Genomic DNA, 17015 nt, shown 5'->3' with positions numbered 1-17015 from the left:
GGAATTAAATGAAGGCATAGTAATTGCCGCATTTGAAAAGGGAAGCTTCGGCTTCCCTTTTTTATTTTTGGTTATAAGAGAAATTACTCCCACACTTCACTCTAGCTTCGTTTCACCCTATAAAAACAATCCCTTATCTTTGCCTGTATTGAGCTTTTTTATCTGCTCGTTTTTCTACACTGAAAATCGCCAAAATCCTGATTTCTATATAGCGAATCGATCTTAAATTATCGCTAGATCTAAGTGGTAATAAGAACAGTTCTTGTTTATATTTCTAGGCGAAATTTACGCTTTAGGAATTAAGATGTACGTTTGTCTCTGTCATGGTGTTTCCGATAAAAAGATCAAACAGTTAGTGTTGGAAGAAGGCGTAGCGGATATGCGTAGCATCAGAAAATGCACCGCCCTAGGATCGCAATGTGGTAAATGCGTTAAGCAAGCCAAGCAAATCCTAAACGAAACCGCGGCACAATTGTACAAACAAGCCTGCTAAATCGGTCGTTCGTTTTTTGACTCTTTGTTGATTGGTTCTACAGTTAAATGAGCCAACAAGGAGGGTTATTTCATGAAAGGCGATCCAATTATCATTCAACATCTCAATAAAGTCCTCGGAAACGAGCTTGTTGCGATCAACCAATATTTCCTCCACGCACGCATGTACAAAGATTGGGGGCTCAAGCACCTTGCGGATAAGGAGTATCACGAATCAATCGATGAAATGAAGCATGCTGATCACCTGATTGAACGCATTTTGTTTCTCGAAGGTTTGCCCAATTTACAAGATTTGGGCAAGTTGATGATTGGTGAAGATGCAGAAGAGATGCTGACCAGTGACTTGCAGCTAGAGATGATGGCGATACCCGATCTTAAATCAGCCATCGCTTACGCCGAAGATGTACGTGATTATGTCTCTCGAGATCTGTTCCAAGATATTCTCGAAGATGAAGAAGAGCATGTCGATTGGTTGGAAACCCAGTTGGGTTTGATCAAGATGACCGGTATTGAAAACTATTTACAAGCTCAATTCGTCGACGATGATGGCGATAGCTAACTCTCTGTTTCAATTCTTAAATTTCGCGCTTGCATCGCGAGCGCCCCTTCACAGTTTTTCCTTTGCACTGTTGCATTTCTGTCCGCGACATTTTGCTTGCTAAATTTGCTTCCTTTCTGTACTATTCGTGCTCCTTAAAACTCGGTCATTTATCTTTAGTTCCTTGCTTCCTCTGGACGACCGGGCCACTCGTGGAAGCTAATAATCCGTAAGGAGCAACACATGCGTCATTACGAAATCGTATTCATGGTTCACCCTGATCAAAGCGAACAGGTTGCGGGCATGATCGAACGTTACACTGGTTCTATCACTGAAGCTGGCGGTACTGTACACCGTCTAGAAGATTGGGGTCGTCGTCAACTGGCTTACCCAATCAACAAGCTTCACAAAGCTCACTACGTTCTTATGAACGTTGAAGCTGACCAAGCTGTAATCGATGAGCTAGAAACTGCTTTCCGTTTTAACGATGCAGTTCTACGTAACATGATCATGCGTACTAAAGCAGCGATCACTGAGCAATCTATCATGCTTAAGCAGAAAGAAGAGCGTGCTCCTCGTCGCGAAGAGCGTGCAGAGTCTCGTCCAGAAGCTGCTGCTGAGTAATTGATTGTATGACCAATCGAATGGAGCTGAGTGGCACCGTCGCTAAGCCTCCGATTCGTAGTAAAAGCCCTAGTGGAATAGAGCACTGCCGTTTTTGGTTAGAGCACCGTTCTACTGTTATTGAAGCCGATTTAGCTCGCCAAGTTTATTGTCGTATGCCAGTCGTCATCAGTGGGCCAAGGTCACAAGCATTAACTCAAAATTTAGTACTAGGCAGTAACATTGTGGTAGGAGGCTTTGTCGCTTACCAAACCGGCCGAAATGGCATCGGTAAAATAGTGTTGCATGCTGACCACATCACTTATATTTAAGATCAGGAGATAGCCCATGGCTCGTTTCTTCCGTCGTCGTAAATTCTGCCGTTTTACTGCAGAAGGCGTACAAGAGATTGATTACAAAGACGTAGCAACTCTTAAAAACTACATCACTGAAGCTGGTAAAATCGTACCTAGCCGTATCACTGGTACAAGCGCTAAATACCAACGTCAACTAGCTCGTGCTATCAAGCGTTCACGCTACCTAGCTCTACTACCGTACACTGACAAACATCAGTAATCGGTTCGTTTTATTAAGACAGAGGATTAAATAATGCAAGTTATTCTACTTGATAAAATCGGTAACCTAGGTGCACTTGGTGACGCTGTAAACGTTAAATCTGGCTACGCTCGTAACTTCCTTATCCCACAAGGTAAAGCAGTTATGGCTACTAAAGCTAACGTTGAAATGTTCGAAACTCGCCGTGCTGAACTAGAAGCTAAAGTTGCTGAGCAACTAGCTGCTGCTGAAGCTCGTGCTGAGCAAGTTAACGCACTAGAAGCAGTTGTACTTGCTTCTAAAGCTGGTGACGAAGGTAAACTATTCGGTTCTATCGGTACTCGCGACATCGCTGAAGCAATCACTGCTGCTGGCGTTAAAGTTGTGAAAAGCGAAGTTCGTCTTCCTGAAGGCGCACTACGTAACACTGGTGAGTTCGCGATCAGCGTTCAACTTCACTCTGAAGTTTTCGCTACTGTAAACCTACAAGTTGTTGCTGAGAAGTAATTTCAGTTTCAAGACGTATTAGTAAAAAGCACCTCTTAGAGGTGCTTTTTTTTTGCCTGACATTTGTGTTTGAGAGAAGAGTTTTGCTCTCAACGTGTCATTAAGCGTTAAAAGATAAACAACAGATTGACCGAAAAAATACTATCGGCTTTTTCTAAGCCTTCAGGCACGCGGTCATGATATTGACGAGAGTGAGCCAGTTTTAAGGCAATATCTTCGGTGATGTTGTTGGTGACGCTCAAGTCGGTATCAATACGGGTGTTACTATGGCCGGAGACTAAAGTCATATCAGCAGAGAAGGCGAGGTTGTCCAAGGCTTGCCAGCGGGTGTTCACATTGCCACGGAAGATCGCTTCTTCAACGATATCGGGGAAGATGATGTCATCATCATCAATCTCATCTTGGTTGGGTTCTTGATAACGAAAACCCGGGCCTAGCTCCAACTCCAGCACAAATAACTCGGTATTGGAGAACTGATAACCTAAGCCGGCTGAAAGCGTATAGTCTTTAAAGTAGGCACTGTAGCGGGAATCAATTCCTTTAAAGCTGCCATAGGCATAGGTTTTTGCCCCTAGCTTGTAGTCACTCTGTGCGCTGTAGGTGGATTGGCGTTTATCCTCTTCACCATCTTTGTACAATAGATAGTACTTCCATTCTCCGTTGGTACGATAACGACCTTTAGTGTATTCGGCACTCAGACGTGAGTTTAAAGATTGTGAATCTGAATTTCCCGAGTGAGATTGATAGCCAAACTCGACTTCGGTGTTCCATGGCGACGCGATCTCAATATCGTTTGGAATATCCACTTCTTCCGCCTGGACGAGCATACTGCTCATTAAACCTAAACTGGCTAGCCAAACTCTCGACACAAAGACCCTCAAATCACAAAAATAAACGATGAATAGTACAGGAGCGGAATGATAGTGTGAATACAAGGATACACCGTCAGCAATAAGTTAATTCTATATGAGATGCACAAACTTTGGTTTGGCTAAAGACAACTGATGTATTCTCATTATAATGAACCTCCACGATAAGTAGTTGAGCAGAACCATGGCAGATACCCGTTCGGATAATCGCAAACGTAAACATCCTGATGCACAAGTGGATGCAATAAAAGTCCCACCCCATTCTCTAGAAGCAGAGCAATCCGTTATCGGTGGCTTGTTGCTCGATAATGAGCGCTGGGATACGGTTGCAGAACGTGTCATGGCGAGCGACTTTTATAGCCGCCCGCATCGTTTGGTTTTTGAAGCGGTTAAACGCATTCTTGAAGACAGCAAACCCCTCGATCTGATCACCTTATCGGAGCATCTTGAACAGCATGAACAACTGGAAGATGTCGGTGGCTTTGCCTACTTGGCCGATTTGGTTAAGAACACACCAAGTGCCGCCAACATCAACGCCTACGCGGATATCGTGGCTGAGCGGGCGATGGTGCGTAACTTGATCAGTGTGGCGAATGAGATTGCAGACTCTGGTTACGATCCGCAAGGTCGTTCGTCTGATGACTTACTGGATCTTGCCGAGAGCAAGGTATTTGCCATTGCCGAATCCCGCACGACGGAAAGTGAAGGCCCACAGAACGTCGACAATATTCTTGAGAAAACGCTCGAGCGTATCGAGCTATTGTACAAATCACCACAAGATGGTGTGACAGGGGTCAGTACGGGTTTCCACGATCTGAATAAGAAAACGGCGGGTCTACAGGGCTCTGATTTGATCATCGTCGCCGCGCGTCCATCGATGGGTAAAACCACCTTTGCGATGAACCTGTGTGAAAACGCCGCGATGGATCAAGACAAACCAGTCTTGATTTTCTCTCTAGAGATGCCAGCCGAACAGTTGATGATGCGTATGCTTGCATCGCTTTCTCGTGTGGACCAAACCAAAATTCGTACCGGTCAGTTGGATGATGAAGACTGGGCGCGTATCTCTTCGACCATGGGTATTCTCATGCAGAAGAAAAATATGTACATCGATGACAGTTCTGGCTTAACACCAACGGAACTGCGTTCGCGCGCGCGCCGTATCGCTCGTGACTCAGGTGGTTTGAGCATGATCATGGTCGACTATCTTCAGTTGATGCGTGTGCCAGGAATGCAAGACAACCGTACCCTCGAGATCTCAGAGATTTCGCGCTCACTGAAAGCGTTAGCAAAAGAGCTAAACGTGCCAGTGGTGGCGCTATCGCAGCTAAACCGTTCCCTAGAGCAACGTGCCGATAAACGACCGATTAACTCAGACTTGCGTGAATCGGGAGCGATCGAGCAGGATGCTGACTTGATCATGTTTATCTACCGTGACGAAGTTTACAACCCAGATAGCTCAATGAAGGGCACCGCAGAAATCATCCTTGGTAAACAGCGTAACGGCCCGATTGGTTCGGTGCGTTTGACTTTCCAAGGGCAATACTCTCGCTTTGATAATTACGCGGGTCCTGCGTTTGATATGGATGACGAGTAACACTATGAGTTATATGAAGGCAGCAACGGCGCACGTCGATCTTGCTGCACTGAAGCACAATTTGCAGCAAGTGAAGCGACAAGCGCCAAACAGTAAAATTATGGCGGTGGTTAAAGCCAATGGGTACGGCCATGGTTTACGCCACATCGCTAAACAGGCGCAAGATGCTGACGCTTTTGGCGTAGCGCGCATTGAAGAAGCTTTGCAATTGCGTGCAGCTGGCATTGTGACCCCTATTTTATTGTTAGAGGGTTTTTACTCGCCGGGTGATTTACCTGTTTTGGTGACCAATAATATCCAAGCAGGTTTACACTGCGTTGAGCAGCTAGAAGCATTAGAAAATGCTCAGTTGGAAGCGCCGGTTCAAGTGTGGTTAAAGATTGATAGTGGCATGCATCGTTTGGGGGTGCGCCCAGAACAACTAGAGTCGTTTATTGCTCGCCTTAACGCGTGTGATAATGTCGCCAAGCCGCTGCGCTTTATGAGCCACTTTGCCAGTGCGGATGAACTTGAAAAATCGACCACGCTTGAGCAGACTGAGCAGTTCTTAGCGTTAACCCAAGGCTGCCAAGGCGAGCGTTCATTGGCGGCGTCAGCCGGCATTTTAGCTTGGCCTGAGAGCCAATTGGAATGGGTTCGTCCCGGCATCATCATGTATGGTGTCTCGCCCTTTAGTGATAAGTCGGCGGCGGAACTCGGTTATCGCCCAGTTATGACTTTAAAATCACACTTGATCGCGGTGCGTGAAGTGAAAAAGGGTGAAAGCATTGGTTACGGTGGTATCTGGACCAGCGAGCGAGACACGAAAGTCGGCGTGATTGCGATCGGCTATGGTGATGGTTATCCAAGAACGGCGCCAAATGGCACACCGGTGTGGGTAAATGGCCGTCGGGTACCAATTGCTGGCCGTGTATCAATGGATATGCTTACGGTCGATCTTGGCCCAGATGCGTGCGATAAAGTGGGTGATGAGGCGATCATGTGGGGCAATGAGCTTCCTTCCGAGGAGGTGGCTGCACATATTGGTACGATTGCCTACGAGTTGGTGACCAAATTGACGCCACGCGTCGACATGGTCTACTCAGACTAACAATGAAGGGAACGCAAATCGCGTTCCCTTTGTCGTTTTAGCGCGACGGATACTAGATTAAATAACGGTGTTTGATTTATTCACCTTGAATGGTCGCGATAAGACGACGAGAACCACCGTAATCGCGGTGCTCGCCTAAGTAGATGCCCTGCCATGTACCTAAGGCTAAGCGGCCATCAGTGATTGGAATTGTAACGCTCGAACCCAGCGTTGAAGCCTTGATATGCGCTGGCATGTCATCATCCCCTTCATAGGTGTGTTGGTAGTACGCTGCGCGTTCGGGAACAGAGTGATTGAAGTGCTTTTCCATATCACTGCGTACGGTAGGATCGGCATTTTCGTTAAGGGTTAAGCTAGCGGAGGTGTGTTGCACAAACAGGTGTAATAATCCTACTGAAAGTGATTGGATTTGCGGTAACTGTTGTTCAATTTCATCAGTGATCAGATGAAAACCTCGGGATTTGGCTGGTAAGCTGATCGTTTTTTGAGACCACATAATCTTTCCTTAACGAATTGTTTGGCAAATCTTATGAAGCTGGCTAGGCTAGTTGCACAGCTTTAGATAAGCTTTTGAACGTGATATACCTCAATGTGATAGAGTTTTCACTGAGTCATAATTAGCCATTGAAAAAAAATTACATAACCTTGTGTTTGCAGCTTAGTGCCCAAACATCAGGAATAGCTTCTTTTTTGCTTAAAATCGGGGATTCCTAGCGAGTGATTAACTGGCGGGAATAGAGCCTACTGTAACATCGGAATAGAGACCATGTTGAAAAATATTAACCCAACGCAAACTCAAGCGTGGAAAGCGCTAACTGCTCATTTTGAATCTGCACAAGATATGGATCTGGCAGAGCTTTTTGCTCAAGATGCGGCTCGCTTTGACAAGTTTTCTACACGTTTTGGTGACGATCTTCTGATCGATTACTCTAAAAACCTCATCAACCAAGAAACGTTACAACATCTTTTTGCGTTAGCAAAAGAGACGGATCTTCAATCAGCAATTGAAGCGATGTTCAGTGGTGAAGCGATCAACAAAACAGAAGATCGCGCCGTGTTACATACTGCGCTGCGTAACCGTAGTGACAAACCAGTGATGGTTGATGGCCAAGATGTGATGCCAGCGATCAACGCTGTTCTAGCAAAAATGGAACTGTTTACGCACCGTATCGTTTCGGGTGACTGGAAAGGTTACACCGGTAAAGAGATCACTGATGTCGTGAACATCGGTATCGGCGGTTCTGACCTAGGCCCTTACATGGTGGCGGAAGCACTAGCACCGTACAAAACGCGTCTAAACATGCATTTTGTTTCTAACGTTGATGGTACTCACATCGTTGAAACGTTGAAAAAAGTAAACCCAGAAACAACATTGTTCCTGATTGCATCGAAAACATTTACCACTCAAGAAACCATGACCAATGCACACACTGCGCGTGATTGGTTCCTAGCGGAAGCGGGTGATGAAGCGCACGTTGCTAAGCACTTTGCGGCACTATCAACCAACGCAACCTCAGTGGCTGAGTTTGGTATCGATACCGACAACATGTTCGAATTCTGGGATTGGGTTGGTGGTCGTTACTCGCTATGGTCAGCAATCGGTCTGTCTATCTCTCTAGCGGTAGGTTACGACAACTTTGTTGAGTTGCTAGAAGGCGCTCACGAGATGGATAACCACTTTGCTGAGACTGAGCTAGAAAACAACATTCCAGTGATCTTGGCATTGATTGGCCTATGGTACAACAACTTCCATGGTGCAGAATCTGAAGCAATCTTGCCTTACGATCAGTACATGCACCGTTTTGCTGCGTACTTCCAGCAAGGTAACATGGAGTCGAACGGTAAATACGTCGACCGTAACGGCGAAGCTGTCACTTACCAAACTGGCCCAATCATTTGGGGTGAGCCAGGTACTAACGGTCAACACGCGTTCTACCAGTTGATCCACCAAGGCACTAAGATCATTCCTTGTGACTTTATTGCACCAGCACTGAGCCATAACCCAGCAGGCGATCACCACCAAAAACTGATGTCGAACTTCTTTGCTCAAACAGAAGCATTGGCATTTGGTAAGAGTGCAGAGACGGTTAAAGCGGAGTTTGCTCAAGCAGGTAAGAGCGACGCAGAAATGGCTGAGCTAGTCCCATTTAAAGTGTTTGAAGGTAACCGTCCAACTAACTCAATCCTAGTGAAACAAATCACGCCACGTACTTTGGGTAACTTGATTGCAATGTACGAGCACAAAATCTTTACTCAAGGCGTTATCTGGAACATCTTCAGCTTCGACCAATGGGGTGTGGAACTTGGTAAGCAACTCGCAAACCAAATTCTACCAGAGCTTGCTGATGCAACGGAAATTAGCTCGCATGATAGCTCGACTAATGGTTTGATCAATGCGTTCAAAGCTTTTAAAGCTTAGTCGTTAGCATACTTTCAGTCATGATATAGAGTATCTTGTCGAGCAAAAGTTGAAAGATAAAACGCCAGCAATGCTGGCGTTTTTTATTGGTGCGTTTTAATCTTTTCTCGCTTCTCGCTTCTCGCTTCTCGCTTCTCGCTTCTCGCTTCTCGCTTCTCGCTTCTCGCTTTAGACCGCGTGATGAATGGTGCTTTTCGTTTCCGTTTGCACTGAGAATTTTTGTCCAAGCATCGCAATTAACTGATCGTAATATTGGCTATTTTGCTTATTACCGAGCAGTTTACATAGCTCGTTTCCGGTAGGGGTAAAACGGTAGTAAAGTAAACGTACCCCTTTGCTATGCACTTGCAGTGCAAGATTCTTACCTTGGTAAATTAATGGCAATGGGGACTCTAAATCAATCTCACCAGACTCTAGTTCGGTGCCATGCATTAAGCCAAGCTCAAACAGTACCAATAAGCTGGAATAGGGCAGCTGGTAATTGCCAACATTAATATTGCTGGTAAGCGTACGTTTACCCAAACTGAAGATACCCGCTTGGGCGCGAAAACCAATCAACAATTTGCGACTGTTATCATTCCCAAAACTGCAGGCAAGCGAAGCGGCCCGTTGCAGGATCTGTGCTTCTTTGGGGGTCATATCGTGCAACACTTTGAGGGCTTTCATTGAGGTAGAGCCTGGGTTAGTCACTTCGCGTTTAAACACTTGTGCCCACAGGCGCTGCATTGCAGGGTTATGGACTTCTTGGGCCATATCAAAAAAGCGATATAACCAATCTTGATCCGGCTCACCAGCGGTTTCATCACTACAGGCGGAGTGCGCCAGTTTTAATATCTGCTCTAAGTTTTTTTGCCGCTGTTCACGGCGACGACGTTCGCGTACTAAAGCACGTTCTAAGGCAGGTTTTTGTGGGGACTCTTTTTGTAACAGAGCATCTAAACCATGATCTTGAGCAATATGCATTACGCGACTTGAGCTGTCTTTTACGTAGTTAGATTTTTTCTCGTGACGGCTTTCGTTGCTAGGCGGATGCTCGATAATTATTGGCTTGCGACTCTCAGACATGGTTTTTCCTTCACCCACATGGACTTACTGATAACTGTACCTTTTTATATTCGCGCTCGCCAGAGAAACTAATGTGAGTCATGTCGGTGTTATTTGATGTTGCGATGTTCGGAGGTGACGGATATTGGCAAGGTTTGAGGCACTCGTTTATGAACCTATCTTTGCTTGCATTATTGTTGCCGCCAGCTGCTTAAAATCAATTCACACGATAACGGCAAATTTCGCTGTCACCAGTGATAACAATTTGTTAAAATTGTTATCAGTTAGCGAGGGGTCTTATGAAATATTCCAAAGAGAATAAATTTAGAAAGCACCTATCCATTGCCTTGTTACTCTTTGTTTACCTAGCGGTACTAGTTTATCTGTCTAGATTCTTAATCTAGTCAGCCAGATGTTTAGGGCAATGAACAGGTTGCTTGTTTGTTAAATTTTATGTGCTTTGAACCATTGGGTCTAAGCTAGATTGCAGCGCGAGTTTGATTCACCGCGTACTCAGTAATCATCGTATTCTGCTATGGCAGTCCCTTCGATGATGTAACCTGTTTCCGCCAGTTCATGATTAAAGGTTTCGGTTTTGAGTGTGCCGATAACGTAGATCACATCCCATAGCTGCTGAATCGGTGCGCCGTGAGGAAACTTCACATAAATGATTTGATTTGGTGGCGGTGGCGGCACATGAATGCAGGCACCAAAGTATGGCACCAATAAGAATTCGGTGATCTTCTCATCATCCCCTTCTAATGGCACCACAAACCCCGGAATTTTCACCTGACTACCATTAAGTTCTTGTCTGACAGAGCCTACCGTTGATTGCTGCATTGCCGCTCCACTATGGTCGGTAATCAGTGGCATACCTACCGCATCAAACTGATTACGTTCGCTTTCTGGGATCAAGTCGACCCAATCTAGACTGAGGATCTCCTCATTGGCAACACTATAAGTAGGCAAAGCGAAGCTCAATGCCCAGCACACGAATACTAAGATTTTTTTCATGGTTACACCCGTATTGTCATCCCATCGCTTAGAGACTGACGGTATGCTCGTAGCGCAGGGAAAATACCTATCATAGTTCCAGCAAACAGGACGGCAGCGATAAGACCTAATTCATAAGAAGAGAGCATGACTAACGGTAGCTGAATACCGTAATTTTGCGTCACAAAGGGGCTGGCTAATGCTAACAAGCCATAGAGCAAGCCAATACCTACCGCAATACCGATAGCCGTGAGCACACTGGCTTCGAGGATCAGTAGAGTGAAAATATGCCTAGGCCTTGCCCCCATCGCTCGCAAGATAGCCATTTCGCGGCGTCGTTCTTGTAAGCTGGTGAGTAAGCTGGAAAGCATACCGAGTAAACCGGCGACAACGACAAAACCAGAGACCACCATTAAAGCTTGTTCCGCAACGGACATCATGCCCCATAATTCATGCAACGCGACACCTGGTAAAATAGCGCTTAGCGGTTCTTGCGGGTAAGTGTTGATCTGACGCTGTAAGGCAAAGGTTTGAATTTTTGACTTCAGACCGACCATCATCGCGGTAATCTGGCCCGGCTGAAAATCAGCCTTGGCTAGGCTTTCAGCGCTCGGTGTGGCACCAAGTCGTGCACCAGATTCCCAACCAACATGAATGGCCTCAATTGCTTCTAAGGAAACATGCACGGTTTTGTCTACGGGCGTGCCGGTTGGTGCAAAAATTCCGACCACTTTAAACGGTAAGTTATCGTGGCGACTAAAGCCCACATCGCTAATTCCGTGCGCAATAATGATTTCACTACCAATATGGTAGCCAAGCTTCTTCGCCACATCCGCGCCAATAACCGTTTCAAATAAGCCTTCAAATGGCTTGCCTTGGCTGAGTGCTAGCGCCTGCTTATTACCATAGCGATAGTGCTCAAAATAGCTTTGATTGGTGCCTAATACACGAAAACCTTTGTGTGAATCCCCAAGTGACAAGGGGATGGTCCAATCAACAGCGCGGTGTTGGCTAAATTCTTGATAGCTCTTCCAGTCGATATTATTGGTCGCGTTACCAATGCGAAATACGGAGTAGAGTAATAAGTTAACTTGCCCTGATCGACCGCCAACAATCAGGTCGGTACCTGAGATCGTATTGGCAAAACTCGCTTTCGCTTGAGTACGAATACGCTCAACGCCAAGCAGTAGAACCAATGAAACTGCAACGGTAAGAATGGTGAGGAAGGCCGTTAAGCGGCGGTTGTTGACACTCTTCCACGCTAACATCAAGGTTGGGCTCATGCTGGCTCTCCTGCTTGATTGATTAGACGCAGATCTAAGCTGCGGTCAAATAGTGCTTCAAGTGTGGGATCGTGGCTGACAAATACCAGTGTGGCATTGACCTGATTAACTTGCTCTAGCAGCAGTTCGATAAACGCCGTGCGATTGTCATGATCGAGTGAAGAGGTTGGTTCATCAGCAATGATCAATGGTGGGCTGCCAATCAGCGCTCGTGCAGCGGCAACGCGCTGTTGCTGACCGATACTGAGTTCTACGACCGGTTTATGCAGTAGCGCTGGGCTTAAATGTAATTTTTCGAGCAGATCTTGAGCGCGCAAAGCAAGATCAACCTCGACACGTTGCTTACGTTGAGCTGAAAACTGACAAGGGAGAATGACGTTTTCAATCACGCTTAAATAAGGCAGTAGATTAAACTGCTGAAAAATATAGCCAATATTGTCTGCACGAAATCTATCACGTTGACGGCTGCTAAGCTGCCCCTGCTCCTCGCCAAGAATCGTCACGGAACCTTGTTGGGCTTGATTAATGCCCGTAAGAAGACCTAATAGTGTCGATTTACCACAGCCACTTGGGCCTTTAATAAATAAATGCTCACCACGGTGAACATCTAATTTCTCTATTGCGAGAGTGGGTTTATCGCCACCTGGCCATGTGAACTCTACTTGCTGTAGAGCAATCACCTTCGATTGTGAGGTGTTATTCATTGAGTATTCCAATCAATATCGATAACAACGAGAGCTTGATATGAGTACCAAGCTCTCTTTTTCGTTACAGCTTAATCGTGCTGTTTTTCGCGTTAAGGTCAACGGCTTTTTGTTCTGTGTCGGTTAAGACATTAGCACGAACTTTTTCTGTGCTTGGAAACAAGCTAAACCATTGTGTATCGATCTGTTTAAGCTGACTAATTTCACCACATTGGTAATGGTATTCAACGGTGAATTCACCATGTCCAGCATGCTCTTCATGATCGGCATGATCGGCATGATCGGCATGATCGGCATGATCGGCATGATCGTTATGTTCATCATGGTCATGACGTTTTTCTTGATCTTGATGATGGGCTTTTTCATCATGCTGGTCGTGGTCGTGGTCGTGGTCGTGGTCGTGGTCGTGGTCGTGGTCGTGGTCGTGGTCGTGGTGCTCGTCTTCACCTAACGTGTGGCGCACCGAGACATGCTCGATTTCACATTGAGCAGACGAAGAAAGCACAAGTACTTCTATTGGCTTTTCAAGTTGAGCAATCGCCTTAGCAAGCGCCTGTTTTTGAGCCTCGTTTTCTGGAGCATGCTCAAAACCGATGATGTCTGCACCGGGTGAGGTTATTTCAAACAGCAATTCGTCACCATCTTGGGCGATATTGAATTCGACTTCACCATGGACGTGAGCGTCATGCTGGCGAAATCCCTCTTCTGCCATCGCGGTGTGTGTAAAGAGTAAACCTAGAGCGAGTGCAATCGGAGAAAACTTGTTCATTTTATGTTCCTAGAGCTGATATAAATATGTCGTACTACCCACAAAGTTTGTTTTGTGCGCAGAGTAAATTCTTGTGCGTCGCGGGATTAGAAATGCGAGGTAAGAAATTAAATTTGTCGTATTTAGATAAGCTTAGGTGGTGCGCGAGCAATTTGCGCGATCACCGGAACCTCTAGGTAGTGATATACAGCAAGCGAAGGTGGAGGTTCTGATGAATTGGAGAGTAGTAGAGCCAGTGAGCTCGATTTGGCGCCATGCACTACGCTAGCAAAAAGTTGGCAGTGATGGTGCTCGTGGTGTTGAAGATTAAGGTCTAATTGGTGATGGATGACGGCAAAGTTCGTCCACAGCAGTAGCATGACGGTACAGAGTACAATCATCAATTTGCGCGGTGACAACAAACCAAAGCGAGGTATCATAATCATCAATTAATAAAAACGGAGTTGTTATACTATAACAACTCCGTCAGAAACTTTAAGTGCTAAATGGGGCGATTATAAGTTTTGTGCGATCAGTTTTAATACCTGCTGGATTTCTTCAGGCGTTAATACACCTTCCTTGACGAACAAGATCTTACCTTGCTTATCTTGCACGATGATCGCCGATGATTCTGATTTTAAATCCCAGCTATCAGCAACCACACCATTCTCATCTAACACCATCGAAGACCAAGGGAAGTCCGTTTTGCTGTCTTGTGCTGAGGACTTTACAAATGATCCTGTACCCCAAATCGCATCATCTTGGTTGATGATGGTGGTGGTTTGATAGTCGTCAGCGGGAAATTGCGCTGCGGTAATGGCTGCCATCAAAGGCGCATTCATCTCTTTTGAATTGCTGCGCCCAGCGATCGCTTGAATAACACGAACTTTGCCTAACATCGCATCGCTATTCCATGCCTGATAAATCGTGTCGTTGTTCTGTACTAAAATCTCACCATGGCTGGCGATCTCAACGTTAGGCACGCTGTCACCCACTGTTAAATTGTGGGCGTTAGCAAACATGGGTGCAGTAGCAATAGCGAGAGCGATAAGGGTGTTATTTTTCATTATTTTCTTCCTGTTAGGTCATGCTTGGCAGACGAAGCTAAAGTATATACTCAAATTTCAGACTAAGAAGCCAGACCATTGCCAATTGGGCGCGATTACGCGCTAGTTTGTGGCGGGAAGCAGACTCCTGTTCCACCAAGACCACAATAGCCATTTGGATTCTTCGCTAAGTATTGTTGATGGTGGCTTTCGGCGAAGTAATAGGTTTTGCCGAGATCAATTTCAGTGGTGACGGCTTGTTGGCCAAGCAAGGTTTGATAACGCTGTTTTGAATCGAGAGCGTGTTCAAGTTGTTGCTGGTCATAAACATAGATCGCTGAGCGGTATTGCGTTCCTAAATCATTGCCTTGTCGCATGCCTTGGGTGGGATTATGTTGCTCCCAAAAGTGATGCAGCAGTTGTTCAAAACTGATGAGGTTGGGATCAAAAACCACTCGTACCACTTCGGTATGTCCGGTGAGGCCAGTGCAAACTTCTTCATAACTAGGGTTTGGCGTGTAACCTCCAGCATAACCGACCGAAGTACTGATTACGCCGTCAAGCTGCCAAAAAAGGCGCTCTGCGCCCCAGAAACAGCCCATTCCGAATAAAACTTGTTGCTGATCGTCATGTGGCTGCGCCGATAAGCTTGACTGATTAACGAAGTGTTTATCTTCCACTGATAATAGTGTCTCTCGGCCGGGTAAGGCGAGTTCGGCCGAGATAAGCGTTTGTTTATCTAACATATTGCGTCTCCTTGAGTGTTTGTCCTATGAAGAAGACCGTGAATTTGACGTTTTTCATACAGACTAAATCAACAACTAACGTTATCATTTAATATAAACAATACGAATTAATAACGTTAATACTGCATGTTTAAAAAGCCTCTCGTCATTCTTGTAGCTGTCTTGTGTCTGCCTAGCTTTAGTGTTGTGGCGGATGTGGACTTGTCGATCCGAGGCTTAAAGGGCAAAGTCAAAGATAATGTTGATGCCTATTTAACCTCAATTCCTGAAAAAGAATATGACACCTCACTGCGTTTTCAAGCTCGTTTAGAGCGTAATATCACTGAAGCTCTTAACGCTTTGGGTTATTACCATCCGCAATTTTCTTTTAGTGTTGAAGACGATGGGAAAGATCTCATCGTTGAGGTGAAGAAAGGGAAACCCGTTCTTATTAGCCAGTTGGATATTCAATTTGAAGGTGAGGCCAAGCAAGATAAGGATTTTGCCACTTTAGTTAAACGCAGTGGTTTGAAAGTCGGAAAGCGCCTTAATCAAGGTGACTACGATGCTCTAAAGTCCGGCATTCGTAATCTAGCGTTGCAAAAAGGCTACTTTGAGGGAGACTTTGATCTGAGCCGCTTAGAGGTCTCTCCGGCGCTTAATCAGGCTTATATTCGTTTGCATTATAATAGTGGTATCCGCTACCACTTTGGTGAAACCATCATTACGGGTAGCCAAATTGAAGAAGATCGCGTTCATTCTCTTGAACCTTATAAAATCGGTGATCCTTACTTGGTGACGGACATCGGTATCTATAACCAAAATCTTTCCAATACCGATTGGTTTTCTTCTGTGTTCGTTGAGCCAGATTTAAGTCATCTTGGTCAAGGACGTGATCTTCCAGTCAAAGTTTCATTAGCCCCTCAAGCGAAAAACCAGTTAGAAACCGGTATTGGTTATTCGACCGATGTGGGTGTGCGTGGTTCATTAAAATGGAAAAAGCCTTGGGTAAACTCACGCGGGCATAGTTTTGATAGCAGTTTTTCATTGTCAAAGCCTGAGCAGACCATTACGGCAGGCTATCGTATTCCACTGGAAGATGTGCTGAATGAGTACTATCGCATCCAATATGGGATGAAAAACGTCGATAACCGCGATACCAAAAGCTTAGAGTCCAATATCGCTTTAGAGCGTCACTGGACGCTGGATAATGGCTGGCATCGTACGCTGTTCATTCGTTATTTATTAGAGAACTATGAGCAGGGTATTCAAGACGATAACGCACAATTCTTGTTACCGGGTATTTCCTTCTCACGTACTCGTTCTCGTGGCGGCTCAATGCCAATGTGGGGCGATAGACAAACTGCTACGATGGAATATGGTGATCCCAAAGCACTTTCGGAGGCGCGCGTGTTCCGGATTCAAGCGGGTACGACGTGGATACGCAGCATTGGCAATAACCATCGCGGGTTATTCCGTATTGATGGCGGTGCCAACGTGACCGATGAGTTTGATAAGTTGCCACCGTCACTACGTTTCTTTGCTGGTGGTGACAATAATCTGCGTGGTTATGGTTATGAGTCTATTTCTCCGCGAGATTCGAGTGGTGCACTAACCGGTGCTAAATATATCGCGACGACCTCTTTGGAATATCAATATCGAGTAGTGGGAAATTGGTGGGGCGCCTTGTTTTACGACTATGGTGATGCATTCAATAAAACCCCTGATTTTAAACGAGGTGTTGGTGCTGGTATTCGCTGGGAGTCACCGGTTGGCCCTGTACGACTTGATTTTGCTTGGGG

The 17015-nt window shown here is 45.7% G+C and carries 21 protein-coding genes; 11 read left to right on the top strand and 10 right to left on the bottom strand.

The features are described 5' to 3' along the window. From RH86_RS20650 to rplI, 7 genes are all read left to right on the top strand, one after another. A partial coding sequence (locus RH86_RS20650) for a hypothetical protein (RefSeq protein WP_223296315.1) occupies positions 1–226 on the top strand: 226 nt, incomplete at its 5' end. Between the two features lie 78 nt (positions 227–304). After that, positions 305–493, top strand: a complete 189-nt coding sequence (locus tag RH86_RS02325; protein ID WP_009384741.1) for a (2Fe-2S)-binding protein — start codon at positions 305–307, stop codon at positions 491–493. 72 nt (positions 494–565) lie between these two features. Beyond that, on the top strand, positions 566–1051 hold the full coding sequence (bfr, locus tag RH86_RS02320; RefSeq protein ID WP_009384739.1) for a bacterioferritin: 486 nt from the start codon (positions 566–568) through the stop codon (positions 1049–1051). Positions 1052–1273: 222 nt separating this feature from the next. Continuing rightward, positions 1274–1654 (top strand): 30S ribosomal protein S6, encoded by a 381-nt coding sequence (rpsF, locus tag RH86_RS02315; protein ID WP_005596629.1) that lies wholly within the window; start codon positions 1274–1276, stop codon positions 1652–1654. Between the two features lie 8 nt (positions 1655–1662). Then, on the top strand, positions 1663–1965 hold the full coding sequence (gene priB / locus RH86_RS02310) for a primosomal replication protein N (protein WP_005596632.1): 303 nt from the start codon (positions 1663–1665) through the stop codon (positions 1963–1965). A 16-nt stretch (positions 1966–1981) separates the two neighbouring features. Next, positions 1982–2209 (top strand): 30S ribosomal protein S18, encoded by a 228-nt coding sequence (rpsR, locus tag RH86_RS02305; RefSeq protein WP_000090472.1) that lies wholly within the window; start codon positions 1982–1984, stop codon positions 2207–2209. A gap of 33 nt (positions 2210–2242) precedes the next feature. Further along, complete coding sequence (gene rplI / locus RH86_RS02300) at positions 2243–2695, top strand: 50S ribosomal protein L9 (protein WP_005596634.1); 453 nt, start codon at positions 2243–2245, stop codon at positions 2693–2695. A gap of 107 nt (positions 2696–2802) precedes the next feature. On the opposite strand, the gene RH86_RS02295 is transcribed toward rplI, so the two are convergent. After that, a complete protein-coding gene (locus RH86_RS02295; protein WP_005592518.1) occupies positions 2803–3522 on the bottom strand; it encodes a DUF481 domain-containing protein in 720 nt (239 codons plus the stop codon). 226 nt (positions 3523–3748) lie between these two features. On the opposite strand from RH86_RS02295, the gene RH86_RS02290 reads away from it, so the two are divergent. Together RH86_RS02290 and alr are read left to right on the top strand one after the other, a co-directional pair. Further along, positions 3749–5161, top strand: coding sequence for a replicative DNA helicase (locus RH86_RS02290; protein WP_005592521.1), 1413 nt, complete (start codon positions 3749–3751; stop codon positions 5159–5161). 13 nt (positions 5162–5174) lie between these two features. Beyond that, entirely contained in the window at positions 5175–6251 is a 1077-nt protein-coding gene (gene alr, locus RH86_RS02285) for an alanine racemase (RefSeq protein ID WP_009384737.1), read from the top strand. Positions 6252–6327: 76 nt separating this feature from the next. Here the strand turns inward: alr and RH86_RS02280 are convergent, their stop codons facing one another. Next, entirely contained in the window at positions 6328–6747 is a 420-nt protein-coding gene (locus RH86_RS02280; RefSeq protein WP_009384736.1) for a secondary thiamine-phosphate synthase enzyme YjbQ, read from the bottom strand. Positions 6748–7017: 270 nt separating this feature from the next. Between RH86_RS02280 and pgi the strand changes: the two genes are divergently transcribed. Then, positions 7018–8670 carry a glucose-6-phosphate isomerase gene (gene pgi, locus RH86_RS02275; RefSeq protein ID WP_005592756.1) on the top strand — a complete coding sequence of 551 codons (1653 nt, stop codon included), beginning with the start codon at positions 7018–7020 and terminating at the stop codon, positions 8668–8670. Positions 8671–8838: 168 nt separating this feature from the next. Here the strand turns inward: pgi and RH86_RS02270 are convergent, their stop codons facing one another. From RH86_RS02270 to msrA, 8 genes are all read right to left on the bottom strand, one after another. Next, on the bottom strand, positions 8839–9735 hold the full coding sequence (locus RH86_RS02270) for a TIGR03899 family protein (protein ID WP_005593524.1): 897 nt from the start codon (positions 9733–9735) through the stop codon (positions 8839–8841). Between the two features lie 492 nt (positions 9736–10227). Further along, positions 10228–10728 carry a DUF3299 domain-containing protein gene (locus tag RH86_RS02265; RefSeq protein WP_009384735.1) on the bottom strand — a complete coding sequence of 167 codons (501 nt, stop codon included), beginning with the start codon at positions 10726–10728 and terminating at the stop codon, positions 10228–10230. Positions 10729–10730: 2 nt separating this feature from the next. Then, the gene (locus RH86_RS02260) at positions 10731–11990 is read right to left on the bottom strand and encodes an ABC transporter permease (RefSeq protein ID WP_009384734.1); all 1260 of its coding nucleotides are present in this window, start codon (positions 11988–11990) and stop codon (positions 10731–10733) included. Continuing rightward, positions 11987–12694: an ABC transporter ATP-binding protein gene (locus RH86_RS02255; RefSeq protein WP_009384733.1), complete on the bottom strand. Its 708-nt coding sequence runs from the start codon at positions 12692–12694 to the stop codon at positions 11987–11989. The genes RH86_RS02260 and RH86_RS02255 overlap by 4 nt, the downstream gene beginning before the upstream one ends. A gap of 64 nt (positions 12695–12758) precedes the next feature. Next, positions 12759–13463, bottom strand: coding sequence for a zinc uptake protein ZrgA (gene zrgA / locus RH86_RS02250; protein WP_009384732.1), 705 nt, complete (start codon positions 13461–13463; stop codon positions 12759–12761). A gap of 122 nt (positions 13464–13585) precedes the next feature. Continuing rightward, the gene (locus tag RH86_RS02245; RefSeq protein WP_009384731.1) at positions 13586–13882 is read right to left on the bottom strand and encodes a DUF2607 family protein; all 297 of its coding nucleotides are present in this window, start codon (positions 13880–13882) and stop codon (positions 13586–13588) included. A gap of 75 nt (positions 13883–13957) precedes the next feature. Next, complete coding sequence (locus RH86_RS02240; protein WP_009384730.1) at positions 13958–14509, bottom strand: YtfJ family protein; 552 nt, start codon at positions 14507–14509, stop codon at positions 13958–13960. Positions 14510–14604: 95 nt separating this feature from the next. Further along, the gene (gene msrA / locus RH86_RS02235) at positions 14605–15234 is read right to left on the bottom strand and encodes a peptide-methionine (S)-S-oxide reductase MsrA (protein WP_009384729.1); all 630 of its coding nucleotides are present in this window, start codon (positions 15232–15234) and stop codon (positions 14605–14607) included. A gap of 126 nt (positions 15235–15360) precedes the next feature. Here msrA and RH86_RS02230 point away from each other — a divergent pair. Further along, a partial coding sequence (locus RH86_RS02230; RefSeq protein ID WP_009384728.1) for an autotransporter assembly complex protein TamA occupies positions 15361–17015 on the top strand: 1655 nt, incomplete at its 3' end.

The organism is Vibrio sp. N418, assembly GCF_000222565.1.
Lineage (GTDB): Bacteria > Pseudomonadota > Gammaproteobacteria > Enterobacterales > Vibrionaceae > Vibrio > Vibrio scophthalmi.
The sequence above is the reverse complement of the archived record's forward strand: the minus strand, read 5'-3'. Positions and strand labels throughout refer to the sequence as shown.